At 74.0% G+C, this 25,207-nt stretch carries 24 protein-coding genes and 1 tRNA gene; 9 read left to right on the top strand and 16 right to left on the bottom strand.

The window, feature by feature from the left end:
• Nucleotides 1-16: 16 nt before the first annotated feature.
• Nucleotides 17-922: a pirin family protein gene (locus ASG49_RS01460; protein WP_082533699.1), complete on the bottom strand. Its 906-nt coding sequence runs from the start codon at nucleotides 920-922 to the stop codon at nucleotides 17-19.
• A 92-nt stretch (nucleotides 923-1,014) separates the two neighbouring features.
• On the opposite strand from ASG49_RS01460, the gene ASG49_RS01455 reads away from it, so the two are divergent.
• Entirely contained in the window at nucleotides 1,015-3,048 is a 2,034-nt protein-coding gene (locus ASG49_RS01455; RefSeq protein ID WP_056536143.1) for a prolyl oligopeptidase family serine peptidase, read from the top strand.
• Here the strand turns inward: ASG49_RS01455 and ASG49_RS01450 are convergent.
• From ASG49_RS01450 to ASG49_RS01430, 5 genes are all read right to left on the bottom strand, one after another.
• Nucleotides 3,045-3,500, bottom strand: a complete 456-nt coding sequence (locus ASG49_RS01450; protein WP_056536140.1) for a hypothetical protein — start codon at nucleotides 3,498-3,500, stop codon at nucleotides 3,045-3,047. The two genes, ASG49_RS01455 and ASG49_RS01450, sit on opposite strands and share 4 nt — an antisense overlap.
• A 130-nt stretch (nucleotides 3,501-3,630) precedes the next feature.
• On the bottom strand, nucleotides 3,631-5,118 hold the full coding sequence (locus tag ASG49_RS01445) for a DEAD/DEAH box helicase (RefSeq protein ID WP_056536137.1): 1,488 nt from the start codon (nucleotides 5,116-5,118) through the stop codon (nucleotides 3,631-3,633).
• A gap of 262 nt (nucleotides 5,119-5,380) precedes the next feature.
• Nucleotides 5,381-6,796 (bottom strand): carboxyl transferase domain-containing protein, encoded by a 1,416-nt coding sequence (locus ASG49_RS01440; RefSeq protein WP_056536134.1) that lies wholly within the window; start codon nucleotides 6,794-6,796, stop codon nucleotides 5,381-5,383.
• A complete protein-coding gene (locus tag ASG49_RS01435; protein WP_056536131.1) occupies nucleotides 6,793-7,980 on the bottom strand; it encodes a CaiB/BaiF CoA-transferase family protein in 1,188 nt (395 codons plus the stop codon). Before ASG49_RS01435 ends, ASG49_RS01440 begins: the two co-directional genes overlap by 4 nt.
• A 4-nt stretch (nucleotides 7,981-7,984) precedes the next feature.
• Entirely contained in the window at nucleotides 7,985-9,310 is a 1,326-nt protein-coding gene (locus ASG49_RS01430; protein WP_056536128.1) for an SLC13 family permease, read from the bottom strand.
• A 108-nt stretch (nucleotides 9,311-9,418) separates the two neighbouring features.
• Between ASG49_RS01430 and ASG49_RS01425 the strand changes: the two genes are divergently transcribed.
• Both ASG49_RS01425 and ASG49_RS01420 read left to right on the top strand, forming a co-directional pair.
• The gene (locus ASG49_RS01425) at nucleotides 9,419-10,132 is read left to right on the top strand and encodes a FadR/GntR family transcriptional regulator (RefSeq protein ID WP_056536125.1); all 714 of its coding nucleotides are present in this window, start codon (nucleotides 9,419-9,421) and stop codon (nucleotides 10,130-10,132) included.
• Complete coding sequence (locus ASG49_RS01420; protein WP_056536122.1) at nucleotides 10,129-10,887, top strand: sulfite exporter TauE/SafE family protein; 759 nt, start codon at nucleotides 10,129-10,131, stop codon at nucleotides 10,885-10,887. Before ASG49_RS01425 ends, ASG49_RS01420 begins: the two co-directional genes overlap by 4 nt.
• A 14-nt stretch (nucleotides 10,888-10,901) precedes the next feature.
• On the opposite strand, the gene ASG49_RS01415 is transcribed toward ASG49_RS01420, so the two are convergent.
• Nucleotides 10,902-11,264 carry a TfoX/Sxy family protein gene (locus tag ASG49_RS01415; RefSeq protein WP_056536119.1) on the bottom strand — a complete coding sequence of 121 codons (363 nt, stop codon included), beginning with the start codon at nucleotides 11,262-11,264 and terminating at the stop codon, nucleotides 10,902-10,904.
• Between the two features lie 115 nt (nucleotides 11,265-11,379).
• On the opposite strand from ASG49_RS01415, the gene ASG49_RS01410 reads away from it, so the two are divergent.
• Together ASG49_RS01410 and ASG49_RS01405 are read left to right on the top strand one after the other, a co-directional pair.
• Nucleotides 11,380-12,000: a class I SAM-dependent methyltransferase gene (locus ASG49_RS01410; RefSeq protein WP_056539526.1), complete on the top strand. Its 621-nt coding sequence runs from the start codon at nucleotides 11,380-11,382 to the stop codon at nucleotides 11,998-12,000.
• A gap of 9 nt (nucleotides 12,001-12,009) precedes the next feature.
• Nucleotides 12,010-12,390, top strand: coding sequence for a VOC family protein (locus tag ASG49_RS01405; protein ID WP_056536117.1), 381 nt, complete (start codon nucleotides 12,010-12,012; stop codon nucleotides 12,388-12,390).
• A 9-nt stretch (nucleotides 12,391-12,399) separates the two neighbouring features.
• Here ASG49_RS01405 and ASG49_RS01400 read toward each other — a convergent pair whose 3' ends face one another.
• Nucleotides 12,400-12,951, bottom strand: a complete 552-nt coding sequence (locus ASG49_RS01400; RefSeq protein ID WP_056536114.1) for a dihydrofolate reductase family protein — start codon at nucleotides 12,949-12,951, stop codon at nucleotides 12,400-12,402.
• A gap of 61 nt (nucleotides 12,952-13,012) precedes the next feature.
• Here ASG49_RS01400 and ASG49_RS01395 point away from each other — a divergent pair, with 61 nt between their 5' ends.
• Nucleotides 13,013-13,657 (top strand): dihydrofolate reductase family protein, encoded by a 645-nt coding sequence (locus tag ASG49_RS01395; RefSeq protein ID WP_056536110.1) that lies wholly within the window; start codon nucleotides 13,013-13,015, stop codon nucleotides 13,655-13,657.
• A gap of 16 nt (nucleotides 13,658-13,673) precedes the next feature.
• Here ASG49_RS01395 and ASG49_RS01390 read toward each other — a convergent pair whose 3' ends face one another.
• Nucleotides 13,674-14,282: a MerR family transcriptional regulator gene (locus tag ASG49_RS01390; protein WP_056536107.1), complete on the bottom strand. Its 609-nt coding sequence runs from the start codon at nucleotides 14,280-14,282 to the stop codon at nucleotides 13,674-13,676.
• Nucleotides 14,283-14,362: 80 nt separating this feature from the next.
• On the opposite strand from ASG49_RS01390, the gene ASG49_RS01385 reads away from it, so the two are divergent.
• Nucleotides 14,363-14,866, top strand: coding sequence for a DUF4188 domain-containing protein (locus tag ASG49_RS01385; protein ID WP_056536103.1), 504 nt, complete (start codon nucleotides 14,363-14,365; stop codon nucleotides 14,864-14,866).
• Between the two features lie 239 nt (nucleotides 14,867-15,105).
• Here the strand turns inward: ASG49_RS01385 and ASG49_RS01380 are convergent.
• Nucleotides 15,106-15,191 (bottom strand) — tRNA-Tyr (locus ASG49_RS01380).
• A gap of 93 nt (nucleotides 15,192-15,284) precedes the next feature.
• Here ASG49_RS01380 and ASG49_RS01375 point away from each other — a divergent pair.
• Both ASG49_RS01375 and ASG49_RS19020 read left to right on the top strand, forming a co-directional pair.
• Nucleotides 15,285-15,776 (top strand): YajQ family cyclic di-GMP-binding protein, encoded by a 492-nt coding sequence (locus ASG49_RS01375; protein WP_056536100.1) that lies wholly within the window; start codon nucleotides 15,285-15,287, stop codon nucleotides 15,774-15,776.
• A gap of 42 nt (nucleotides 15,777-15,818) precedes the next feature.
• Nucleotides 15,819-18,668, top strand: a complete 2,850-nt coding sequence (locus ASG49_RS19020) for a DEAD/DEAH box helicase family protein (RefSeq protein WP_082533697.1) — start codon at nucleotides 15,819-15,821, stop codon at nucleotides 18,666-18,668.
• A gap of 349 nt (nucleotides 18,669-19,017) precedes the next feature.
• Here the strand turns inward: ASG49_RS19020 and ASG49_RS01365 are convergent, their stop codons facing one another.
• From ASG49_RS01365 to ASG49_RS01340, 6 genes are all read right to left on the bottom strand, one after another.
• A complete protein-coding gene (locus ASG49_RS01365; RefSeq protein WP_056536094.1) occupies nucleotides 19,018-20,406 on the bottom strand; it encodes an NAD-dependent succinate-semialdehyde dehydrogenase in 1,389 nt (462 codons plus the stop codon).
• A 99-nt stretch (nucleotides 20,407-20,505) separates the two neighbouring features.
• Nucleotides 20,506-21,306, bottom strand: coding sequence for an isocitrate lyase/phosphoenolpyruvate mutase family protein (locus ASG49_RS01360; protein ID WP_056536091.1), 801 nt, complete (start codon nucleotides 21,304-21,306; stop codon nucleotides 20,506-20,508).
• Nucleotides 21,303-22,340, bottom strand: coding sequence for a sulfate/molybdate ABC transporter ATP-binding protein (locus ASG49_RS01355; protein ID WP_056536088.1), 1,038 nt, complete (start codon nucleotides 22,338-22,340; stop codon nucleotides 21,303-21,305). The genes ASG49_RS01360 and ASG49_RS01355 overlap by 4 nt, the downstream gene beginning before the upstream one ends.
• Nucleotides 22,337-23,236 carry a sulfate ABC transporter permease subunit gene (locus ASG49_RS01350; RefSeq protein ID WP_235561855.1) on the bottom strand — a complete coding sequence of 300 codons (900 nt, stop codon included), beginning with the start codon at nucleotides 23,234-23,236 and terminating at the stop codon, nucleotides 22,337-22,339. Before ASG49_RS01350 ends, ASG49_RS01355 begins: the two co-directional genes overlap by 4 nt.
• The gene (gene cysT, locus ASG49_RS01345) at nucleotides 23,226-24,122 is read right to left on the bottom strand and encodes a sulfate ABC transporter permease subunit CysT (protein ID WP_082533696.1); all 897 of its coding nucleotides are present in this window, start codon (nucleotides 24,120-24,122) and stop codon (nucleotides 23,226-23,228) included. Before cysT ends, ASG49_RS01350 begins: the two co-directional genes overlap by 11 nt.
• Nucleotides 24,119-25,099, bottom strand: a complete 981-nt coding sequence (locus ASG49_RS01340; RefSeq protein ID WP_235561854.1) for a sulfate ABC transporter substrate-binding protein — start codon at nucleotides 25,097-25,099, stop codon at nucleotides 24,119-24,121. The genes cysT and ASG49_RS01340 overlap by 4 nt, the downstream gene beginning before the upstream one ends.
• Between the last annotated feature and the right edge of the window lie 108 nt (nucleotides 25,100-25,207).

The raw sequence follows: 25,207 nt of genomic DNA, 5'->3' as shown, positions 1-25,207 counted from the left end.
CGCGCGGCGAGGGGCGTCACGGCCCACGGGTCCGGAGGCGTACGCCGGGCAGCGGCGGCGCGTGCAGCGGCTCCATCGGGTCGTCGGCCGGGAGCTCGAAGCGCGAGGTGTCGCCGACCTCCAGCCGGGCCTCCCACGCGTCGCGGTGGGCGACCACCTCGTCGTGGTCGCGGCCGATGAAGTTCCACCACATCACGATCTTCTCGCCGAACGGCTCACCGCCCAGGAGCAGCAGCCGGGTGGGCTCGTCGGTGGCCAGCGCGAGCGTGGCGGAGCCGGGGGCGACGTACGCCAGCTCGTCCTTGGCCAGCGGCTCCCCGTCGACGCGCACCGCGCCGGTGTCCACCAGCAGCCCCAGCTCGTGGGCCGGGTCGACGGCGATCTCGAGGGACGCGCCGGCGTCCAGGAGCAGCTCGGCGCCCAGCAGCGGCGTGTGCGTGCGCACGGGCGAGGTGGAGCCCAGCAGCGAGCCCAGGAAGACCCGCGCCTCCCAGCCGTCGCCGGCGACCGGCTCGGGCGCGTGGTGCTCGAAGGCCGGGTCGGTCTCGCGCCGTCCGTCGGGCAGCGCCAGCCAGAGCTGCGCGCCGTGCAGGGTGGTGGTGCCGGGCGTGGAGTACTCGCTGTGGCTGATGCCCCGCCCGGCGGTCATCAGGTTGACCTCGCCGGGACGCACGGTGGCGTGGTGGCCCGCGGAGTCGCGGTGCTCGATCTCGCCGGTGAACAACCAGCTCACGGTCTGCAGGCCGGTGTGCGGGTGCGGCGGCACGACCATGCCGCCGGAGTCGTCGACGGCGTCGGGACCGTAGTGGTCGACGAAGCACCAGGCTCCGATCAGGCTGCGCTGCCGCTGCGGGAGGGTACGCCGCACGGTCATCGCCCGGAGCCCGCCGAGCGGCACGTCACGGGGTGTCAGGACCTCCATGGCCCCAGCCTGCCACCCGCGTCCACCCCCACGACCCACGCTGCGACCGACCCCGCGACCGACCCGTGGCGGCGCGCGAGCACCATGGGGGGATGAGCTCCGACGTGCTGCCCCACGGCTCCTGGCCCTCCCCCGTCGCCGCCCGCGACCTGGTCGCCGGCGGTGGCGTCCCGGCCGAGCCCCGCGCCGACGGCGACGACGTCTACTGGCTGGCCACCACGACCGACGGCGGCTCGCGCGTCGTGCTCCACCGCCGCGACGCGGCCGGCGAGGTCACCGAGGTCTCGCCGGACTGGATGTCGGTGCGCTCGCGCGTGCACGAGTACGGCGGCGGGGCGTACGCCGTGGCCCGCGGCGTCGTGGTCGCCGTCGACTTCGCCACCCAGCGGCTGTGGCGCCTCGACGGCACCCCCCGCCCCCTCAGCGGGGAGACGACGGGGGCGGCCGTGCGCTGGGGTGCGCCGCTCGTCGACCTCGACCGCGGCACCGTGGTCGTGGTCCGCGAGGACCACCGCGACGCCGACGCCGAGCCGCTCAACGAGCTGGTGCGGCTGCCGCTCGAGCCCGAGGGCGAGCCCGGGTTCGGCGACGTCGTGGTGGCCGGCCGACGCCGGCCGCTCCCGCGTCCCGACGCCGACGACGCGGGCGACCCGACCCGTCCCGACTTCGTCTCCGACCCGGTCCTCTCCCCCGACGGCGGCCGACTGGCCTGGGTGCAGTGGTCCCACCCCGCGATGCCCTGGGACGCCGCGTCCGTGCTCGTCGCCGAGCTCGACGACGCCGGGGCGCCGGGGCTGGCCCGCGTCGTCGCGGGTGGCGAGGGCAGCACCGCGGTCGAGCCGGTCTGGGTCGACGGCGACCGGCTGGCCCTGCTGGCCGAGTCCGAGGGCTTCGCCGTCCCGCACGTCGTCGACGTCACCGACCCAGGCTCCACCCCTCGTGCGCTGGCGCCGAGCGGCACCGAGTGGGGCCTGCCCGCGTGGATGCTGCGGACGCGCGCCCTCACGCTGCTGCCCGACGGCCGGCTGGTCGGTGTGCGCCACGTCGCCGGGACGGCGCGGCTGAGCGTGGTCGACACCGCCGCCGCCGAGCCGACGCCGGTCGACCTCGACCTGCCCCTGGTCGCGGCGTCCGGCCTCGCCACCGGCGCCGGTGGCCTCGTCGTCGACGCCGGGCTGCCCGACGTGGGCTGGGCGGCGGCGACGGTCGCGGTCGAGGGTGACGAGGCCTCGCTGGAGGTGGTGGCCGTGCGCGGCACCGTGCCCGACGCGGCGTACGTCGCCCGGGCCGAACCCGTCAGCTGGACCGGCTCGGGCGGGGACACCGCCCACGGCTTCCTGCACCGACCGACCCACCCCGAGGTCCGCGGCCCCGAGGACGAGCTGCCGCCGCTGGTGGTGGTGGCGCACGGCGGCCCCACCTCGGCCACCACGACGGTGCCGCGCGCGGCGTACACCTTCTTCACCAGCCGCGGCATCGCGGTGCTCGACGTCGACTACGCCGGGTCGACCGGCTACGGCCGTGCCTACCGCGAGCGGCTGCGCGGGCAGTGGGGCGTGGCCGACGTCGAGGACGTCGTCGCCGGTGCCCGGCACCTCGCCGAGACCGGGGTCGTCGACGGCCGTCGGCTCGGGGTGCGGGGCGGCTCCGCGGGCGGGTACGTCGTCCTCGCCGCGCTCGCCTTCCACGACGTCTTCTCCGCCGGGGTCAGCCTGTTCGGCGTCTCCGACCCCTCGCTGCTGGCGCAGGAGACGCACAAGTTCGAGTCGCGCTACCTCGACGGCCTGATCGGGCCGTGGCCGGCCGCGCGGGCGACCTACGAGGAGCGCTCGCCGCTGCACCACGTCGACGGGATCGACGCCCCGCTGCTGCTCCTGCAGGGCCTCGAGGACAAGGTCGTGCCGCCGTCGCAGGCGCAGGCCATGGCGCGCGGCCTGCGCGAGAAGCACCTGCCCGTCGCGCTGGTGGAGTTCGCCGGCGAGGGGCACGGCTTCCGCGACCCGGACACGATCGTCCGGGCCGCGGAGCTCGAGCTGTCGTTCCTGGCGCAGCTGTGGGGCTACCGGCCGGCCGAGGACCTGCCGGTGCTCGAGGTCGAGAACCTGCCGCGTCCCGACCGGGACTAGCTGCTGGGCAGGACCTTCTTGGCCGTGTGCCTGGCCGACTTCTTGGCGCCGCGGGCCAGGCCGTCCAGCAGCAGGCCGACGCCGATGCCCAGCATCCAGACGTCCTTGCTGACGCCGAGGCCGTCCTGGGTCGGCCACGGGGTGCCGGGCTTCCGCAGGCCGGGAGTGTTCCAGTAGAGGCCCATCAGGCCGCCGGAGAACCCGGTCAGCGCCGCACCGGCCACCGTCGGCGACACGACGGGCGCGAGCAGCGCGGCGCCCACGGCCATCTCACCGGCCGACAGCGCCGAGAGGAACGTCGTCGGCTTGAGGTCCTTGAGCACCGGGTAGGTGCCGGAGGCCATGCCGTGCAGGGCCTGGGCGGTGCCCTCGTCGCCGCTCCACTTCTCGATGCCGGAGTGGAGCACGAACGCGCCGACGGCGAGACGGGTGGGCAGGTTGCGCAGGTTCATGGGTCCTCCGGGGAGCCGGTGATGGGGTGCCCGCGGCAACCTGCCGCGGCACCGGCCTATTCCAGCACCGACGCACGACAGCCCCGACCGAGGGGCCGGGGCTGTCGGGTGGACCAGGTGGAGCGGTGCGTCAGCGGGCGCGACCGCGGCTGAAGTCGGCGGCGCTGTGCGAGCCGCCCGACGCCGCAGGAGCTCCCGTACGACGGCCACGGCCGCCGCCGGACCGGGTGCCCGAGGAGCCACCCTGACCGCCACCGGAGCGACGCGGGCCGCTCGTGGCGGTGGAGCCGCCGGAGCCGCCGGAGCCGCCCTTGCCGCCCTGGCCGCCGGAGCGACCGCCACCGGACCGACGACGACGACCGCCGCCGGCGCCCTGGGGACGCGGGGACCCGTCGCCGGACCCGCCCCCCTGACGGACCTGGGGACGCTCGTCGACGAGACCACCCTCGACCAGGGTCCGCTCGCCGGGGGCGAGGTCGCGCAGCAGCGCGTGGGCCGGGCCGGGGATCTTGGTCACGGTGGGCTTGATGCCGGCGGCGCGGGTGAGGTCGCGGACGTCGCGCACCTGCTGGTCGGTCATCAGGGTGACGACGGTGCCGGCGGCACCGGCGCGGGCGGTGCGGCCCGAGCGGTGGAGGTAGGCCTTGTGCTCGGCCGGCGGGTCGGCGTGGACGACGAGGGTGACGTCGTCGACGTGGATGCCGCGGGCGGCGATGTCGGTCGCGACCAGCGTGGTGGCGCGGCCGGAGTGGAACGCCTCCATGTTGCGGGTGCGGGCGTTCTGGGCGAGGTTGCCGTGCAGCTCGACCGTGGGCACGCCGCGGGAGTTGAGCTGGCGGGCCAGCGCCTTGGCGCCGTGCTTGGTGCGGGTGAAGACCACGGTGCGGCCGGGCGCCGAGGTCAGGTCGACCAGCACCGGGACCCGCTGCTCGCGCGGCAGGTGCAGCACGTGGTGGTCCATCTGGGAGACCGGCGACTGCGCCGAGTCGGCCTCGTGCACGGCCGGGTCGACGAGGAAGCGCTTGACCAGCACACCGACGGCGTTGTCCAGCGTGGCGGAGAACAGCATCCGCTGGCCGCCGCGGGGCGTGGCCTCGAGCAGGCGGCGCACCGCGGGCAGGAAGCCGAGGTCGGCCATGTGGTCGGCCTCGTCGAGGATCGTGATCTCGACCTGCGAGAGGTCGGCGAAGCCCTGCTGGATGAGGTCCTCGAGCCGGCCGGGGCAGGCGATGAGGACGTCGACGCCGTCGCGCAGGGCGCGGACCTGCGGGTTCTGGCCCACGCCGCCGAAGACGGTGCGGGTGGTGAGGCCGTGCAGCGCGGCCAGCGGCGCCAGCGCCTCGTCGATCTGCGAGACCAGCTCGCGGGTCGGGGCGAGGATCAGGGCGCGCGGCTTGCGCGGCGTACGACGTCGGCCGGAGGCCGCCAGCCGGGTGACCATCGGGAGCAGGAAGGCCAGGGTCTTGCCCGAGCCGGTGCGGCCGCGGCCGAGGACGTCGCGGCCCTTGAGGGAGTCGGGCAGCGTGGCCGCCTGGATCGGGGTGGGGTCGGTGATGCCCTGCCGGGCGAGCTCGTCGGACAGGGTCGTGGGCAGGCCGAGGCCTGGGAAGGAAGACAAGAGGAATCGCTCTCAGAAGAGGTGGTGGTCCCCGCCACAAGCCGCTGGGACCTGGTCGGTCCGGGACAACGGTCGGCGTGGAGCCCGTGCGCTCCGAGGAGCGGGAGTCAGGCTGCGACACGCGTCAGGACCGAAGCGGGTGGACGGTCCTAGTGGGACCAGCCTAGTGCACCGTGTCCGGATCGCCCGCATCGAGCAGGTGCGCCGTGCGTCATACGAGGTGGCTGCGACGACGACCACGTCGTACGACGCACGGCGGGGCTCAGGCCTCGGCCAGGGCGTGGGAGACGACGGCTGCCACGGCTCTCGCCAGCGACTCGTGGCCGTCCTCGGGGCGCTCGGGGACGACGTGGTGGACGATGCCGGCGGCGAGCAGGGACGCGGCGTCCACGCCCTGGGCCGCGGCCATCTCCGGCGCGTGGTCGACGTCGCCGTGGCGGATCACGCTCGCGCCCTCGGGCGGCAGCGGCGAGAGCCAGGCGTTGCTGGTCGCGACCACGGTGCGGGCCGGCAGCAGCGCGAGCGCACCGCCGCCACAGCCCTGGCCGAGGATGACCGAGACGGTCGGGACGGTCAGCGTCGTGAGGGTGGCGATGCACCGGGCGATCTCGCCGGCCACGGCGCCCTCCTCGGCGGCCTGCGACAGCTCCGCGCCCGGGGTGTCGACGACCGTGACGAGCGGCAGCCGCAGCTCCTCGGCGAGCGCCATGCCGCGACGGGCCTCGCGCAGCGCGGCCGGGCCGAGCGGCGTGGTGGCGGTCTGCCGCAGCCGGTCCTGCCCGACCAGCACGCACGGGCGCCCGTCGAGCCGGGTCAGCGCCACGATCACCGAGGCGTCGCGCTCCCCCATCTGGGTCCCGCCGAGGGCGATCGTGTCGGTGGCGGCGTGCCGCGTCAGCTCGCGTACGCCGAGCCGCTCGTCGGACCGCGTGAGCAGCACCGAGTCCCACACCGCGACGGGGTCGGCGACGTCCCGGCGCGGCTCCAGGGCCGGGGCGACCGGCGGGTCGACGAGCACCGCGAGGGTGCGGTCGACCAGCTCGGGCAGGTCCTCGGTCGCCACGACCGCGTCGATCACCCCGTGGGCGGCGAGGTTCTCCGCGCGCTGCACGCCGTCGGGAAAGGTGCTGCCGTTGAGCGCCTCGTAGACCTTGGGCCCGAGGAAGCCCACCAGCGCGCCGGGCTCGGCGACGGTGACGTGGCCGAGCGAGCCCCACGAGGCGAAGACGCCGCCGGTCGTGGGGTGGCGCAGGTGCACGAGGTAGGGCAGCCCGGCGGCCCGGTGGGCCATCACGGCGCGGGAGATCTCGGCCATCTGCCAGAAGGCGGGCGTGCCCTCCTGCATCCGGGTGCCGCCCGAGGCGGTGGTGGCCAGCAGCGGCAGGCCCTCGGCGGTGGCGCGACGTACGGCGGCCACGATCCGGCGCGCCGAGGCCAGGCCGATGGAGCCGCCGAGGAACCGGAACTCGTTGACCACCACGGCGACCGGCCGGCCGCGGACCAGGCCACGGCCGGTGACCACCGACTCGTCGGTGCCGGCCTTCTCCGCCGCCGCCTCGAGCTCGGCGCGGTAGGCCTCGGGGTGGCCCGAGACGTCGACCGGGGAGTCCCAGCACTCGAAGGAGTCGGGGTCCAGCACCAGCGCGACCAGGTCGCGCACCCCCCAGCGCTTGGTCACGCGTCCTCCTCCAGCCACCGCCGGACCGAGGCGCCGTGCTCGTCGAGCGTGGGCGGGGCCTGGTGCTGGGTGCGGGTGACCTCGGTGCCGTCGCCGGCGAAGAACCGCAGCGGCGGTCCGGGCAGCTGGACCCTGCCGAGCACGGCGTGCTCGACGTCGACCAGCAGGCCCTGGCTCAGCGCCTGGTCCCAGCCGTAGACCTCGTCCACGGTGCGGACCTTGCCGGCGGGCACGCCGATCTCGGCCAGCCGGGCCAGCAGCGGCTCGGCGTCCCAGTCGGCGAAGACGCCCTCGACCAGCTCGACCACGCGGTCCTTGGCCGCGACCCGCTCGGGGTTGCTGGCCAGGCCCGGGGTGGCGGGGTCGACGTCGAAGCCGGCGCAGAACCGCTTCCACAGCCCCTCGCTGCCGACCGAGATCTGCACCGCCCCGTCGCGGCAGTGGAACAGGCCGTAGGGCGTGATCGAGGGGTGGTGGTTGCCCTGCGCGCGGCCGACCTCGCCGGCCACGGTCCACCGGGTGCCCTGGAAGGCGTGGACCCCGACGGTCGCGGCCAGCAGCGAGGTGCGCACGACCGTGCCGACGCCGGTGCGGCTCCGCTCGTGGAGGGCGGCGAGGACGCCGTACGCGCCGTACATGCCGGCCAGCAGGTCGGAGATCGGGACGCCCACGCGCTGCGGGTCGTCCGGCCCGGAGCCGGTGAAGGACATCAGCCCGGCCTCGCCCTGCGCGATCTGGTCGTAGCCGGCGCGACCGCCCTCGGGACCGTCGTGGCCGAAGCCGGTCACCGAGAGCACCACCAGCCGCGGGTTGCGCTGCTGGAGCAGCTCGAAGCCCAGGCCGAGCCGGTCGAGCACGCCGGTGCGGAAGTTCTCCACCAGCACGTCGGCCCGGTCGACGAGCTGCAGCAGCACCTCGCGGTCGGCCTCGGCCTTGAGGTCGAGGGTGATCGACTCCTTGTTGCGGTTGGCCGAGAGGAAGTACGTCGACTGCCGGTCGTCCTCGGGGCCGACGAAGGGCGGCCCCCAGCCACGGGTGTCGTCGCCGTGGCCCGGCGCCTCGACCTTGATGACGCGGGCACCGAGGTCGCCCAGCATCATCGAGGCCTGCGGGCCGGCCAGGGCGCGGGACAGGTCGACGACGAGGACGTCGGAGAGGGGTCCGGCGGAAGGGTTGTCGGTCATGCGTTCACCATCCCGGCAGCACGAGGGCCGCCCACACGAGGAGGGGTCCGACCAGGGTGACGAGCACGCCGTAGGTCAGGATCTGCTTGTAGTAGACCGGCTCCTCGACGGTGTCGGGCCGGTTGGCCAGCATCAGCGCACCGTTGGTCGAGAAGGGGCTCACGTCCACGATGGTGGACGACACCGCCAACGCGGCGACGAACAGGGCCGCGTTGATGCCGCCGTCGGCGATCAGCGGCACCGCGATCGGGATGATCACGGGCAGCAGCGCCGTCGAGGAGGCGAAGGCCGAGACCACGCCGCCGACGTAGCAGAGGATCAGCGCGCCGATGGCGGCCGCGCCCAGGCCGGCGGCCCAGGTGCCGACGAACTCCGGCGCCTCGGCGGTGGTGAGCACGGTGGCGTAGGTGCTGACGCCGGCCACCAGCAGCACGGTCGGCCAGGCGATCTGCTTGACGGCGTCCTTGTGCTGGTGGGGGGCGAGCATGTTGAGCAGGACCGCGGCGGTGATGGCCACGAAGCCGATGTTCTTGTCGAAGGCGAGCGCGATGACGGCGACCGCGACGAAGGCGACGAGGGTGAGCACCTGGTCGTGGCGCACGCCGGGGTTGGCGGTCTTGGTGCCGGTCGCGGTCGAGGTGCCGTAGCCGCGCTGCGGGATCGCCGCCCCGCCGCGGTGCAGGTCGTCGGACAGGGTGTCGGGGTCCGCGGGGTCGAGCCGCTGGCTCACCAGCGAGCGGCCACCGAGGGCCAGGAAGAGGACCAGCGCGAGGATGAAGTTGACGACCAGGCTGGCCAGGAAGACCGCGATCTCGCTGGAGGGCAGCCCCGCTCCCTCCATCACCGAGTTGGTGATGGTGCCGTAGATGCTGATCGGCGAGAAGCCGCCGGCCTGGGCGCCGTGGACGACCATCATGCCCATCATCAGCGGGCTGATCCGGTAGCGGCCGGCGAAGCCGAGGGCGATCGGGCCGATGATCGCGCAGGCGGCCGGGCTGGCGGCGCCGATCGCGGTGAGCAGCGCGGTCACGAAGAACATCACCCAGGGGATCAGCGCGACGCGTCCGCCCACCGCCCGGACCGCGCTGCGCACGATCAGGTCCACGGTGCCGTTGTTCCTCGCGATCGCGAAGAGGTACGTCACGCCGATCAGCGTCAGGATCAGGTCACCGCTGACGCCGCCGAGGATCGTCTTCTCGTCGAGGTCGAGGGCGTACATGCCGACCAGCCAGGCCGCGACGTACGCCAGGGCCCCCATGTTGATCGGCAGCAGCGTGCCGATCACGAACAGTGCTACCAGGGCGAGGATCGCCACCCATTCCGGTCCCATCGACCGACCACCTTTGCTTGTGCCGTCGTGCCCCTGTGAGCGGGGTCACGTACTGGATCAGTGGCCTAGCCAATAGCCCAATGAGCCAGTTGTCAATAGACTGGGGCCATGACCGAGCGCTCCCCCGCTGCCTTCCCCGGCCGGTTGAACCGCAGCCGGCTCTACGAGCAGGTCGCCGAGCAGATCACCGCGTGGATCGCCGAGAACGGTCTGCGGGCCGGCGACCGGATCCCGCCGGAGCGCGAGCTCGCCACCCGGCTGGGGGTCAGCCGGGCCACCCTGAGCCAGGCGCTGGTGGCGCTCGAGGTGATCGGCGTGGTGGCGGTGCGGCACGGCGACGGCACGGTCGTGACCCGCGCCGGCGCGGCCCGCATCGTCGAGGCGATCCGCGCCCACGCCGACCGGCTGCCCGAGATCATCGACACCCGGGACGCCCTGGAGACCAAGCTCGCGGCGCTGGCGGCGCAGCGGCGTACCGACGAGGACCTGGCGCGCATCGACGCGGCCCTGGCGGGCATGGCCGAGGACGTCGAGGCCGGGGGCCGGGGCGTCCAGGGCGACGAGCAGTTCCACGGCGCCGTCACCGCGGCCGCGCACTCGCTGCTGCTGGCCCGGCTGATGGAGGAGATCTCCGAGCTGATCCGCGAGACCCGGCTGGAGTCGCTCTCGCAGCCCGGCCGTCCGCGGGCCTCCCTCGCCGGCCACCGGGCGGTCGCCGAGGCCATCCGCGCCGGTGACCCCGCCGCTGCCGCGGCCGCGATGCACGACCACGTCGCGATGGTCAGCGACGTCGCGCTGCTGCGCGGACCCGCCGCCGGGTGAGCCCCCTGGAGGTCCTCGCCGTCCTCGGGGCCGGCCTGGCCGCGGGCGTGCTGACCTCGACCGTGGGGGTCGCCTCCCTGGCCAGCTTCCCGGTGCTCGTCGCGCTCGGCGTGCCGCCGGTCACCGCCAACGCCTCCAACACCGTGGGGCTGCTGCCCGGGGCGCTCAGCGGGTCCTTCGGCTACCGCCGCGAGCTGCGCGTCCACCCCCGCGTCGCGGTCGCCGTCCTGGCCACCTGCGCGGTCGGCGCGGTCGCGGGCGCGTTCCTGCTCCTCTCGCTGCCGCCGGGCGTCTTCGAGGCCGTCGTCCCGTGGCTGGTGCTGATGACCGCGGTCCTGGTGGGGGTGCAGCCGTGGGTCTCGGCCCGGGTCCGCGCCCGCCGCGGCGAGGGGGCGGCCGACCGGGTCGCGATGTCGCCGCTTACCACGACGTTCGCGACGCTCACGGGCGTCTACGGGGGCTACTTCGGCGCTGGCTCCGGCGTGATGATGATGGCCGTCCTCGGCTTCGGGCTCGACATCGAGCTGCGGGTCGTCAACGCGCTCAAGACCCTCGCCGTGATGGCCGGCAACCTGGTCGCCACCCTGGTCTTCCTGGTCCTCGCCCCGCTGGACTGGCGCGTGATCGCGCTGCTGGCGGTCGGGTCGGTGGTGGGCGGGTACGCCGGCTCCTTCGTCGGCCGCCGCCTCCCCGACCGGGTGCTGCGCACCCTCGTCGTCCTCGCCGGGCTGGTGGCGTTCGTCGCGCTGCTGTGAGGGCGGGGGCCGCCCTACCCCTTCCCGGGCTTCGGAGGCAGCTGCCGGACCCGCTCCAGGCCGACCTCGACCCACCGGCGCAGGTCGTCGACCTCGAGGCAACCCTCGGCCGCCACCCGCAGCCACCCCTCGGCCGGACGACCGCTCATCACCATGGGCTCGACGTGGGCCAGCGCCAGCAGCTCGGGCGCCCGGTCGGGGTCCACGCGCACCATCAGATCGCCGCGCGACCCGGCCGCCACCGCCATGTGACCGCCGACGAGGAACCCCAGCCCGCCGAACATCTGCTTCTCGACCACCTCGGACGGCACGTCGAGGTCGTCGGTCGTCTCGAGCACGTCCCGGATCCGGTCGGCCAGCTCCACGTCGTACGCCATGGGAGCAGGGTGTCCCAGCACGGCCGGCGCCGGAAGACCCACGGCTCGTCCCACCCCAGCTCGTGGACGTGGCCGTCCGGCCGCGACGCGAGCCCGCGGGCGCATGATGGACCGCATGGGCTGGTGGGAGGAGCGCGTCGTCCCCGGGCTGGTGGACCGGGCGCTGAAGGGCCGTGAGCTGGGCGAGCTGCGCGCCGAGGCGTGCGCCGGGCTCGCCGGGACGGTGCTCGAGCTCGGCTTCGGCGGCGGGCTCAACCTGCGCCACCTGCCCGCGGCGGTCACCCGGCTGGACGCGGTCGAGCCGGCCGACCGGGGCTGGGCGCTCTCGCAGCGACGGCGGGCCCGTCACGACCTGCCGGTGCGGCGGGTCGGTCTCGACGGGCAGCGGCTCGACGCCGCCGACGCCTCCTACGACCACGTGCTGTGCACGTTCACGCTGTGCACCATCCCGGACCCGGCGCTCGCGCTCCGGGAGGTACGCCGCGTGCTGCGGCCCGGCGGCACCCTGGCCTTCCTCGAGCACGGCCTCGCTCCCACCCCGGGCGTCGCCCGGTGGCAGCGGCGGCTCGACCCGCTGCAGCGACGCGTGGCCGGCGGCTGCCACCTGAGCCGTGACGTGCCGGCGCTGGTCGCGGCGTCCGGCCTGGAGCCCGGTCCGGTGCGGGCGGCGTACCTCCCGGGTCCGCGGACGCCCTGGACGTTCGGCTACCTGGGCACGGCGACCGCGCGCTCCTAGGGTGGCCCGATGACGGTCAAGCAGGTCCAGGTCACCTTCGACTGCGCGGATCCCGGGCGGGTGGCGCACTTCTGGGCCCAGGTCCTGGCGTACGACGAGGCGCCGGACGCCGAGCCGCACTGGGCGGCCTGCTCGGACCCGGCCGGCGTCGGCCCGCGGCTCTACTTCCAGCGCGTGCCCGAGGGCAAGACGGTCAAGAACCGCCTGCACCTCGACGTGCGCGTCGGCCCCGGGCTGGTCGGCGACGAACGCCTGGCCGCGCTCCGCGCCGAGGCCGCCCGGCTGGAGGCGATCGGCGCGACGCAGGTGCGGCTGATGCCCGCCGACGAGGAGAACGAGTCGTGCCTGGTGATGCAGGACGTCGAGGGCAACGAGTTCTGCCTCGACTGAGGCCGTGGCTCAGCGGCGGGGCTCGTAGCGGTGCGCCACGACGCCCTCGCCGAGGTCCTCGGTCCCGACCAGTCGCAGGTCGAGGGCGGCGGGCAGCCCGGCGAGCAGGGTGGGGCCGCGGCCGACCACCACCGGGTGGACGACCAGCTCGTACTCGTCGACCAGTCCCGCGCCGGCCAGGACGAGCGGGACCTCCACGCCACCCACGAGCAGGCCGCGGCCCGGCTGCTGCTTGAGCCGGGCGACTCCCTCGGCGAGGTCGCCGCGCACCAGCTCGGCGTTCCAGTCGACGTGCTCCAGGGTGCGGGAGACGACGTGCTTGCGTGCCGCGTGGATGCCCGCCACGAACGGGTCGGTCGACGTGCCCGACTCGGCCTCGGCCCGGAATCCGGCCTCCATCAGCTGGTAGGTCACCCGACCGAAGAGCAGTCCGTCGACGCGGGCCAGGTTGTCGGTGGCGTGCCGGTGCAGCACGGCCTGCACCGCCTCGGTCCCACCGAAGGCCGCGTGGTCGACGCAGCCGTCGAGGCTGACGTTGAGCGAGTAGCGGAGCGGGCGCACCCGGTCAGCATGGCCGCTCCACGCCGGGTCGGGAACCCCGTCGGAGGACTACGGTGCTCCGATGACGCAGCTGGTGCGGGTGCACAACGTCGGGGTGTCGAGCGACGGGTACGCCGCGGGCGAGGGCCAGAGCCTGGAGCGACCGTTCGGGCACGCCGACCCGATGGCGCTGATGTCCTGGGCCGGGGCGACGGCGAGCTGGCCCAACCGCACCGACCCGGGCGGGAGCCGCGGCCTGGAGGACTACCTCGTGCGCGACTTCCACCGCAACGTCGGCGCCGAGATCATGGGTCGCAACAAGTTCGGCCCGCAGCGCGGCCCCTGGACCGACCACGACTGGCAGGGCTGGTGGGGCGACGACCCGCCGTTCCACACCCCGGTCTTCGTGATGACCCACCACCCGCGGCCGTCCTTCACGCTGGGCGACACGACGTTCCACTTCGTCGGTGGCGAGCCGGCGGACGTGCTCGAGCACGCGCTCGAGGCGGCCGACGGGCGCGACGTACGCCTGGGCGGCGGTGCCGAGAGCATCCGCCAGTTCCTCGACGCGGGCCTCGTCGACACCCTGCACGTGGCGGTCGCGCCGGTCGAGCTCGGCGCGGGATCGCGGCTGTGGACCTCGCCGGAGGAGCTGCTCGACCGCTACCACCGCGACGTCGTCCCCGGCAGCGGCGGCGTCGTGCACCACCTGTTCTGGCGTGACTGAGCCGGGGCCGCGCTCCTCATGCGCCCAGCACCCGGGTGCTCTCGACCTCCTGGGCGAGCCGTCGCAGGATCGCGATCAGCGGGTCGATCATCACCGTGCCGACCACGACGGTGTGCAGCGCGGCCGCGGGCGAGGTGGCGCGGGCCGCGATGGCGACGTCGACCGCCGCGAGCCGCAGCGCCGCCTCGGCGTACGCCCGGACCGCGGTGTCGGGCAGCGGCACACCGGCGGCCCGGACGTCGGCGACGGCGCGGGTGAGCGCCCCGAGCAGCGGGCTGCGCAGGCACGACTCCCAGCCGAGGTCGTGCATCCAGCCGACCACCTCCTCGCTGCGAGCGATGGGCTCCACCGGCAGCGGCAGCGCGTGGTGGGCGACACCCAGGAGCTCGTGCGGCGACGCCGGAGGGTCGTCGAGCGCTGCGATCACGGCTCGCACGGCGGCGATGCCCAGCCCGCCCGACTCGACCAGCGCCCGGACCAGGCGCAGCCGCTCCAGGTGGGTCCCGTCGTACTCCGCCCGGGTGCGCGCCGTGGCCGCCCCAGGCATCAGCAGGCCCTCGCGCAGGTAGTACTTCAGCGTCGGCAGGCTGACGCCCGACGCCTCGGCCAGCTCGGAGATGCGCACGCGTCCTCCTTGACATCGGATAGTGCGACTACCCATCGTGGGAGTTCCAGATAGCGACACTATCCAACCGGAGCCCCACGATGCCCGCACCCGCACCCCGCGTCACCCACGCCTACGACGGCGACCTCGTCCTGTTCCTGATCGGTGTACGCCTCCACCAGCCGTGGCGGCTCGGCGTCGTCGGTCGGGTCCTGGCCGCGATGCCGCGGATGATCGCCGAGCTCGAGCGCAACCGCGAGCAGGCCGCGTGCGGCGAAGCCGAGGACCTCGGGTACCTCGGGGCGCGGACCCTGCTCGACGGCGGCCACCCCACGGTCCTGCAGTACTGGCGGAGCACCGAGCAGCTCTACCGCTACGCCGCCGCCCCGGGGCTCGAGCACCGCCCGGCCTGGAAGGCCTTCCACGGGTACGCCGCCTCGGCGCCGCGGGCGGTCACCATCTGGCACGAGACCTACGCGGTCCCCGCCGGCGGTCTCGAGTCGATCTACGCCGGCCCGTCCACCTTCGGCCTCGCCTCGCTGGCAGGCACCGTGCCGGTGGCCCGTCGAGGCGAGCGCGCCCGCGAGCGGCTGGCCGTGGGGTGAGGACCCGCCGCTCGCGAGCGAGGCCCCGGAACCCCTGCCAGGCTGTGCCCGGCGCTGTGGCTCCTCGGCGCGCGTCGGTGACACCGGTCCCACGGGCTCCGACGCGTGCTGCGCGAGACCGGTCGGGCACCAGCGGTCTCAGGTGCTGTCTCGGGGTGAGACACCTCGACACGGGCCTCACCATGCCGGGGCATGCACGAGCCCGCAGGTCAGAGACCTGCGGGCTTCGCGTTCGGTGCTGGTGGCAGGTGCAGGATTCGAACCTGCGTAGACATAAGTCGACGGATTTACAGTCCGTTTCCATTGGCCGCTCGGACAACCTGCCAGGCTTCTGGACCACGTAGGGTGGCCCGCAGCGGAAGAGACGATAGCGCAGCCTCGACCCAGAACTTAAATCGCCCAGGAGGACCACCCGGACATGGCCGACTCGTCGTTCGACATCGTCAGCAAGCTCGACCAGCAGGAGATCGACAACGCGATCAACCAGGCGGAGCGCGAGATCTCGCAGCGTTTCGACTTCAAGGGCACCGGCGCCACGATCAAGCGCGCCGGCGACAACGGCGTGGAGATCTCGGCCAACGCCGACGACCGCGCGTCCGCGGTCCTCGACGTCTTCCGCGACAAGCTCGTCAAGCGTCAGCAGTCGCTGAAGATCCTCGACGCCGAGGAGCCCCGCCAGTCCGGCCGCGAGTCCAAGATCTCGGTGGCCCTCAAGGAGGGGATCACCTCCGAGGACGCCAAGAAGGTCGGCAAGCTGATCCGCGACGAGGGACCCAAGGGCGTCAAGGTGCAGGTGCAGGGCGACGAGCTGCGCGTCAGCAGCAAGAAGCGCGACGACCTCCAGGCGGTCCAGCAGCTGGTGAAGTCGCAGGACTACGACTTCCCGGTGCAGTTCACCAACTACCGCTAGCCGACTCCCCCGGCCGCGCGCCGGCCCGTCGAAGGAGCTCCACTGCTACCCCCCGTCCCGTCGTACGACGGACTCAGCTCGCCCGTCCCGCTCCGCCCGCACCAGCACGAGGCCCTCGAGGCCGTACGCCGCGCCTCCGAGGCCGGCAGCCGACGCTGGTGGGTCACCATGCCCCCCGGCGCCGGCAAGACGCTGGTCGGCACCGAGGTCGCCCGGCTGCTGGGGCTGCGCACCCTGGTGCTCTCGCCCAACACCGCGATCACGGCGCAGTGGGCCCACACCTGGGAGTCCTACGACGGACCGCCCGCCGGCAACCGGCGCGACCTGCGCAGCAGCTTCACCTCGCTGACCTACCAGTCGCTGGCCGTCTTCGACGACGCCGACCGCGAGGCCGGGGCGACCTCCGACGACGACGAGGACGCCGCCGCCCCGAGCCACCTCGACCGGCTGCACCCCCACGGCCGCGAGCTGGTCGAGACGATGCGCGAGGCCGGCCCGCTGCTGGTCGTGCTCGACGAGTGCCACCACCTGCTCGAGGTCTGGGGCGAGCTGCTGCGCGAGGTGCTCGACCAGCTCCCCGAGGCCGTCGTGCTCGGCCTCACCGCCACGCCTCCCGGTGCCATGACCCGCGCCCAGGTCGACCTCACGGCCGAGCTGTTCGGGCCGGTGCTCTACGAGGCCTCGATCCCGGCGCTCGTCGCGGCCGGCACCCTCGCGCCGTACGCCGAGCTGGCCTGGCTGGTCGAGCCGACGCCCGAGGAGTCCGCCTGGCTGGCCGAGCAGTCCACGCGGTTCGCGGAGCTGACCAGCGACCTGTTCGCGCCCGGCTTCGGCTCCACGCCGTTCCCGACCTGGCTGCAGCAGCGGCTGCCGGGCGACTCCGAGGCCGGGGCCGACGGACCCGCCACCACGTGGGCCGAGCGGTCGGCCCGCGAGCCCGACCTCGCCGACGCGGTGCTCCGCCTCGCCCACGCCGGGCTGCTCGCGCTGCCGCCGGGCGCGGTCCTGCTCGAGCGGCACCGTGAGGACCCGGGCGCCGAGGACTGGCGGGTGCTGGTCGACGACTGGCTGCGCGGCTGCATCCAGCCCCGCGCCGAGCTCGAGGGGGCCGAGGGGGCGGGCGACCGCGACGTCCTCGAGACCGTGCGCCGCACGCTGCCGGCCATCGGCTACACCTGGACCCGCCGCGGCGTACGCACCGGACGGGGCACCGTCGACCGGGTCACCGCCCGCTCCCGCGCCAAGGAGGCGGCCGTGGCCGGCATCGCCGCCGCCGAGGCCCGCAACCTCGGCGACCGCACCCGCGTGCTGGTGCTGTGCGACCACGAGCGCGCCACCGCGACCACCCGGCGTCGGCTCTCCGACGGCCCCACCGACGAGGGCCTGGCGACCCCCGAGCCCGCCGGCTCGGCGCTGGGCGTGCTGGCCTCGCTGCTGCGTCATCGCGACGCCGCGGCGCTGCGGCCGGTGCTGGTGACCGGCCGCACGGTCGCGGCGTCGCACAGCACCCTGGCCGCGCTGGTCGACTGGCTCCGGCGTACCCACCCGATGCTCGCCGGCGGCCTGCGCATCGAGGACGCCGACGGCGTCGCGGTGCTGACCGGCCGCTGGACCAGCGGGGCCTGGGTCGGCCACCTGACCCGGTGGTTCGCCGAGGGCGGCACGCAGTGCCTGATCGGCACCCGCGGCCTGCTCGGCGAGGGCTGGGACGCACCGTGCGTCACCGCGCTCGTCGACCTCACCACCGCGACCACGCCCACCGCCGTGGTGCAGACGCGGGGCCGCGCGCTGCGCACCGACCCCGACCACCCCGACAAGGTCGCGCTGGTGTGGTCGGTGGTGTGCACCTACGACGGCCACGTCGCGGGTGCCGGCGACTGGGACCGGTTCTCGCGCAAGCACCGCGGCTACTTCACCGTCGACGAGCAGGGCGAGGTGGTGGACGGCGTCGCCGGCGTCGACTCCGCCTTCAGCGAGTTCCACCCGCCGCCGGCCGACGCGCACGACGCCGTCGACGCGCGGATGCTGGTGCGCGCCGAGGACCGCGACACGATCCGGTCGCAGTGGCGCTCGCGCGGCGAGGTGGCCGACGCGGTGGGCCACGTCGTGCGCGTCCGCCGCACCGGCACCGGCGCCGCCCCCGCCGACGAGCCCCGCACCGGCACCACCGGCCTGACCTCGTGGACCGAGCAGGCGCGGCAGCGCCCAGGGGCCCGGCTGGCGGTCGTCCCGCCGGTCGTCGCCGTCGTCCTGGTCGTGCTGCTGGCCGTGCTCGGTCTCCCGCTCGCGGCGGTCGTCGTGCTCGGGGTGCTGCTCCTGGGCGCCGCGGCCGTGGCGGCGGTCGCGCTGCTCGGCCGGGCCACGCTGCAGGGCGCCTCGGAGCACCGCGTCGGTCTCGGCCACGCGGCCGCCGCCGTGGCCGACGGCCTCCGGCGCGCCGGCCTGTCCCCGGTCGGCTCGGACGCGCTGCGGGTGCAGGTCGCCCCGGACGGCACCACCTCCTACGGCCTCGCGGACGTCGACGAGGACGTCTCCGCCCGCTTCGCCACGGCGTTCGAGGAGGTCGTCTCCCCGATGGCCTCCCCGCGCTACGTCGTCCCCCGCCGGGTCACCTCGGCCCCCGTGGGCATCGAGGGCCTCAAGCGCGGGCTGCGCTCGCGCGGGCGCCAGCAGCCCGACGGCGAGGTCTGGCACACCGTGCCCTCGGCCCTGGCCGCCCAGCGCTCCTCGGCCGACGCCTTCGCCGCCGCCTGGCACCACTGGGCCGGCGGCGACGGCACCACCGTGCCGGCGGTGTACGCCCACTCCCCCGAGGGCGCCGGCGTGCTCGCCACCCACCGCGGCGAGGACCCCTTCGCCGTCACCTGCGTCGTGCGGCGGGTGTGGGCCTGAGGGGGTCGTGCCCGGCTCCTGATTCCCCGGACGTCCGGGGAATCAGCACCTCGGTGGGACCTCAGCGTCGTACGCCGGGGGTCGCAGCGACGCTCACGTCCCGTGACCGGTCGACCGGTTCATCGCCGGGGCCGCACCGCCGGCCGGGGTCGAGGGGCACCAGGACCGAGTGCCACACCAGCGTCGCCGGACGCGCCGCAGCACGACGCTGCGGTGGCACTGGGCGAGTCACCCGCCGGCGTACGGACAAGTCGGGCGCCGACCCGGGCGATACTGCCCGCCAGCGCCCGACATGTCCGGTCTGGCGGGCAGTTTCACCGGTTAGCCGGGGAAACTGCCCGCAGCCGACCTACTTCGCCGCCGACACCCGGACGAGCTTCTTGTTGGCGAACTCCTCCATGCCCCAGGCGCCGAGCTCGCGGCCGAAGCCGGAGCGCTTGACGCCGCCGAAGGGCAGGCCGGGCATGGTCGTGCCGTGCTCGTTGACGAAGGCCATGCCGACCTCGAGGCGGTCGGCGGTCTCCCTCGCGAGGTCGGTGTCGCTGCTCCAGACCGAGCCGGAGAGCCCGAAGGACGAGGAGTTGGTGAGCTCGACGGCCTCGTCGACCGAGCCGACCTTGTAGACGACGCCGACGGGGCCGAACAGCTCCTCGCGGTAGGCGTCCATCTCCGGGGTCACGCCGGCCAGCAGCGTGGGCTCGAAGAACGCGCCGGCGCCGTCGACCTTCTTGCCGCCGGTGAGCACCGTGGCGCCCTGCTCGACGGCCTTGTCGACCTGCGAGGCCAGCGTGTCGGCCGCCTGCTGGGAGGACAGCGGGCCGATGGCCGTCTTCGGGTCGAGCGGGTCGCCGTGGCTCATCGAGGCGAAGGAGGCGGTGAGCTTCTCGGTGAACTCGTCGTAGAGGCCCTCGGCGACGACGAACCGCTTGGCGGCGTTGCAGGCCTGGCCGGTGTTGTTCATCCGACCGCGGGTCGCGGACTTCACGGTCGCGTCCAGGTCCTCGGAGTCGAGCACGATGAAGGCGTCGGACCCGCCGAGCTCGAGCACGACCTTCTTCAGGTTGCGCCCGGCGATCTCGGCGACGGCCGCACCGGCGCGCTCGCTGCCGGTCAGCGAGACGGCCTGGATGCGCGGGTCGGCGATCATCTCGGCGATCTGGTCGTTGGTGGCGAAGACGTTGACGTAGGCGTCGCGCACCAGCCCGGACCCGGCGAAGATCTCCTCCATCACCAGCGCCGACTGCGGGCAGCTGGGGGCGTGCTTGAGCACGATGGTGTTGCCGAGCATCAGGTTGGGCGCGGCGAACCGGGCCACCTGGTAGTAGGGGAAGTTCCACGGCATGATCCCCAGCAGCGGCCCGATCGGCAGCGTGCGGACGACCGAGGTCTCGGCGCCGGGGGCGTCGGCGGCGTCGAGGACCTGGTCCTCGAGCAGCGCGGGGCCGTGCTCGGCGTACCAGCGGTAGATCGCGGCGGACAGCTTGACCTCGCCGACGGCCTGGCGGACGGGCTTGCCCATCTCGAGGGCGATCAGCTCGGCGAGCTCCTGCTCGCGCTCGTCGTACGCCGCGGCGACGGCGTTGAGGACCTCGGCGCGCTCGGCGGCCGAGGTGGTGCGCCAGGTGGAGTACGCCGCGGCGCTGCGGGCCAGGGCGTCCTCGACGCCGGCCGCGTCGAGCTCGGGGAACTCCTTGAGGGTCTCGCCGGTGGCGGGGTTGGTGCTCGTGTAGGCAGACATGCCTCATGTGTACCCGCCGACACCATCGCCGCACCACGCCCGGACGGACAGCCGGACGATCGCCCGGACGAGGGGTGGTGCGGCGGCGGGTCGGGCAGGTCAGTTCAGCGGGCGGGTGTCCTCGGGCACGCCGCCGCCGGCGAGCACGTCCTCGACGAGCCGCTGCAGCGCGGTGAGCGCGACCCGCTGCGAGAGCGGGCCGTAGGAGACGCGCGCGACGCCGAGCTCCTCGAGCCGGGCCAGCGGCGGGATGCCGGGCAGCCCGATCAGGGTCAGCTTCTGCGGACCGAAGGCCTCGACCAGCGTGGTCACCTGGGCCTCGTCGAGCTTGCCGGGCACGAACACCACGGGGGCGCCGGCGTCGAGGTAGGCCCGGCCCCGCTCGACCGCGTCGTCGAGCACGGCGGCCGGGTCGCGGTCGCCGGCCTTGACGAAGGCGTCGGTGCGGGCGTTGAGGACGAAGTCCGGCACGCCCTCGGCCGCGGCGGCGTCGATGATCGCGGCGACCTGGGCGGCCGCCTCGGCCACCGGCTTGAGCTGGTCCTCGACGTTGGCGCCGACGACGCCGACGCCGATCGCCTTGCGCACGGTCTCGGCCGCGTCGCCGTAGCCGCCCTCGAGGTCGGCGGTGACGGGCAGCGTCGTCGCGGCGGTGATGCGGCCGATGGCCGCGATCATCTCGTCGACGGGGATCTGCTCCCCGTCCTCGTAGCCCAGCGAGGCCGCGATCGAGTGGCTGGCGGTGGCCAGCGCGCTGGTGCCGGGCGTCTCGGCCACGACGGTCGCGCTGATCACGTCCCACACGTTGACCACGGTCAGCAGGGTCGGGTCGGTGTGCAGCCGCAGCAGCTCGGCGGAGGCGCCCTCGAGGCTCTGGCGGGCGGGTTCGGGAGTCGTCATGCGCCCGACGCTAGCGGGGTGGGCAGCACCGCCCGCTCGGGCACGGCGCGGGCTCCCTCGGTGTGGGCGACCCACACCTGCTGGCCCTCCTCGAGGTGGAGGTGTCGCTGGGTGGCCCGGGTGACCGTCACCTCGACGGTCTCCCGCTCGGTGGGCGCCGAGAGCGATGCCGCGGCACCGGCGTGGTCGGGCTCGAGGGCGACGGTGAGCCGCACCTCGAAGCCGACCCGGAGCATCCGCTGCACCGTGCCGCGGACCGCGCCGGGCTCCTCGGTGGTGCTGACGTCGATGTCGTGGGGCCGCACCAGGCTGCCACCGAGCCGGGTGACGGGGCCGAGGAAGCTCATCACGAAGTCGTTGGCCGGCTCGTCGTAGAGCTGGTCGGGGGTGCCGACCTGCTCGATCCGGCCGTCGTTGATGACCACGATCTCGTCGGCGACCTCGAGGGCCTCCTCCTGGTCGTGGGTGACGAACACCGTGGTGACCGCGACCTCGTCGTGCAGCCGCCGCAGCCACTCGCGCAGCTCCTTGCGGACCTTGGCGTCGAGGGCACCGAACGGCTCGTCCAGCAGCAGCACGGTCGGCTCGACCGCGAGCGCCCGGGCGAGCGCCATCCGCTGCCGCTGGCCGCCCGAGAGCTGGGCCGGGAGCCGGTGGGCGAACTGCGAGAGGTGCACCAGCTCGAGCAGCTCGTGCACCCGCCGGGCGGTCTCGTCCTTGGGCCGCTTGCGGATCTCGAGGCCGAAGGCGACGTTCTTGGCCACGCTCATGTGCTTGAACGCCGCGTAGTGCTGGAACACGAAGCCCACGTTGCGCTTCTGCGGCGGCAGGTGGGTGGCCTCGTTGCCCTCGATGGTGACGGTGCCGCTGTCGGCGGACTCCAGGCCCGCGATGATCCGCAGCAGCGTGGACTTGCCGCCGCCGCTGGGGCCGAGCAGCGCGGTGAGCTGGCCGGTGGGCAGGTCGACCGAGACGTCGTCGAGGGCGACGAAGTCGCCGAACTTCTTGGTGACGCCGGAGACGTTGATGCTCATGAGGTTTCCTTCGGGCGGAGGAGGGCGACCACGACGAGGCAGACCATGGCCGCGGCCGCGAGCAGCGCCGCGACGACGTACGCCGAGGTCTGCTCGAAGTTCTGGTACTTCTGCTCGACGACCAGCGTGGCCGTCTGCGACTGGTTGACGATGTTGCCCGAGACGATCTTGACCGCCCCGAACTCACCGAGCGACCGGGCGAGCGAGAGGACGACGCCGTAGACGACCGCCCACTTGATGGCCGGCAGCGTGATCCGGCGGAAGGTCTGCGGCGCGTTGGCCCCGAGGCTGCGGGCGGCCTGCTCCTGCTCGTCGCCGATCTCCTGGAGCACCGGGACGACCTCGCGGATCACCAGCGGGAGCGCCACGAACGTGGTCGCCATGACCATGCCCGGGGCGCTGAAGATGATCTGGATGCCGATGTTCTCCAGCGTCCGGCCGAACAGGCCGTCGCGGCCGTTGTAGACGAGCAGCAGCGAGAGGCCCACGACCACCGGCGAGACCGAGAGCGGCACGTCGATGAGCGCGGATAGCAGCCGCTTGCCGGGGAACCGGTAGCGCACCAGCAGCATCGCGATGGTGACGCCGAAGACCAGGTTGATCAGCACCGACCAGACCGTGATCTCGGCCGTGAGCTGGAGCGCGAGGCGGACCGACTCGTCGCTCAGCGCGTCGACGACGGCCTGGCTGCCGTCGGCGAAGGCGTTGCGGAAGACCAGCGAGGTCGGCCAGGCGACGAGGAAGAACACGTAGCCGACCGTCACCACGCGCAGCAGCCAGCGCACCGCCCACGGCTCGCGGAGTCGATCGGGACGTCGGCCGCGGCGACCGGGGGTGGTGTCGCCGGCGGTCTCGGGGGCGACCGGGGCGCCGGGGGGCAGGAGGTCACTCGCCACGACGGGCCACCCTTCGCTGGATCAGGTCGAGGAGCACGATCACGAGCAGCGCCACGACGAGCAGGATCGCGGCGACCGAGGCGGCGGCCGCCTCGTTGCCGTTCTCGATGTAGGACAGCACCCGGACCGAGGCGACCTCGGTGCGGTTGGGCAGGTTGCCCGAGAGCAGCACCAGCGAGCCGTACTCGCTGATCGCCCGGGCGAAGGACAGCGCCGCGCCGGCCGTGATGGCGGGGGCCAGGGACGGCAGGATGATGCGGCGGAAGGTCGTGGCCCGGCTGGCGCCGAGCGAGGCGGCCGCCTCCTCGACGTCGCGCTCCAGCGACTCCAGCACGGGCTGGACGGTGCGTACGACGAAGGGCAGCGTCACGAAGGCCAGGGCCAGGAACACCGCGATCCGGGTGTTGGCCACGTCGATCCCGAGGGGCGACTGGTCGCCGTACAGCGAGAGAAGCACCAGGCCGGCCACGATCGTCGGCAGCGCGAACGGCACGTCGATGACCACGTCGAGGACGCGCTTGCCCCAGAACCGGTCGCGGACCAGCACCCAGGCCAGGGCGGTGCCCATGACCACGTTGAGGACCGTGACGCCGATGGCCTCGAGCACGGTCAGCCGTAGCGCGGACGCGGTCTGCGAGGAGCTGACGGTCGTCCAGAAGCCGTCCCAGCCGTTGGTGCTGGCGGTGAGGACGACGGCGGCGAGCGGGATGAGCACGAGCAGGCTGAACCACGTCATGGCGATGCCGAGTCCCAGCGTGGACCCGACCCCGAGGGGCTGGCCGGGCTGCGGGGTCCGGACGCGCCCACGGGGGCGACGCGTGCGCGTCGCCCCCGAGGTGCTGCTCGTGCCGGACCCGGGATCCGGGCCGGTACGAGTCGTGGTCACTGCTTGCCCGTCTCCGCCTGGATCTTGGTGATGACGCCGTTCTCCTCGTCGAAGAACTTGTCGTTCACCGCGGACCAGCCGTCGTAGTCGTCGCCGATGGTGGCGAGGTCCTGCGGCTCGGGGAAGGGGTTGCCCGGGTCGTTGGCGCCCTCGACGTCGTAGTCGACCTCGCCGGACAGCGGGCGGAACCCGTCCTTGCCGAAGATGGCCTGGGCCTCGTCGGTGAGCAGGAAGTCGAGCCACTTCTGGGCCTTGGGGTCCGCGTCCTCGAGCACCGCGCCGGGGTTCTCGATGAGCAGCGTGTCGTCGGGGACGATGTAGTCGAAGTCCTCGCCGTTGGCGCGGGCCAGGATCGCCTCGTTCTCGTAGGAGATGAGGACGTCGCCGTTGCCGGAGGTGAACGCGGTCGTGGCCTCGCGGCCGCTGCCGGGCAGCGCCACGGCGTTGTCGAAGAACTTGGTCACGAAGGCGGTCGCCTCGGCCTCGCTGCCGCCCTGGGCGATGACGTGGTTCCAGGCGGCCATGATGTTCCAGCGCGCGGAGCCCGAGGAGCCCGGGTTGGGCGTGACGATGCCGACGCCCGGCTTCACGATGTCGTCCCAGCCCTGGATGTTCTTCGGGTTGCCCTTGCGGACCACCAGCGCCACGACCGACTGCGACACGATGCCCTTGTTCTCGCCGGCGTTCCAGTCGTCGGCCACCAGGCCCGCGTCGACCAGGCGGGTGACGTCACCCTCGAGCGAGAAGTGGACGTAGTCGGCGTCGAGACCGCTCTCGACGGCGCGGCTCTGGTCACCCGAGGCGCCGTACGACGTCTTCCAGGTGACGCCCTTGCCGTCGTCGGTCTTCGCCCAGGCGGCCTGGATGTCCTTGTTGGCCTTCTCGGGGACCGCGAAGCCCACCAGGGACAGCGTGGTGCCACCCTCCTCGGACGACCCGCCGCCACCGCCGCTGGTGCCGCAGCCGGTCAGCGCCACCAGGGCTGCGACCGAACCTGCGACTGCGGCTTTCCACGTCATCGACATGTGTGTTGTCTTCCTTGCTCAAAGAATGGGGAGCCCGAGTTTCTCCGTTAACACGAGCAA

The organism is Marmoricola sp. Leaf446, from assembly GCF_001424755.1.
In the GTDB taxonomy this organism is placed as follows: Bacteria; Actinomycetota; Actinomycetes; order Propionibacteriales; family Nocardioidaceae; genus Marmoricola.
Note: the sequence above shows the minus strand (reverse complement) of the source record. Positions and strands in the feature narration are given on the sequence as shown.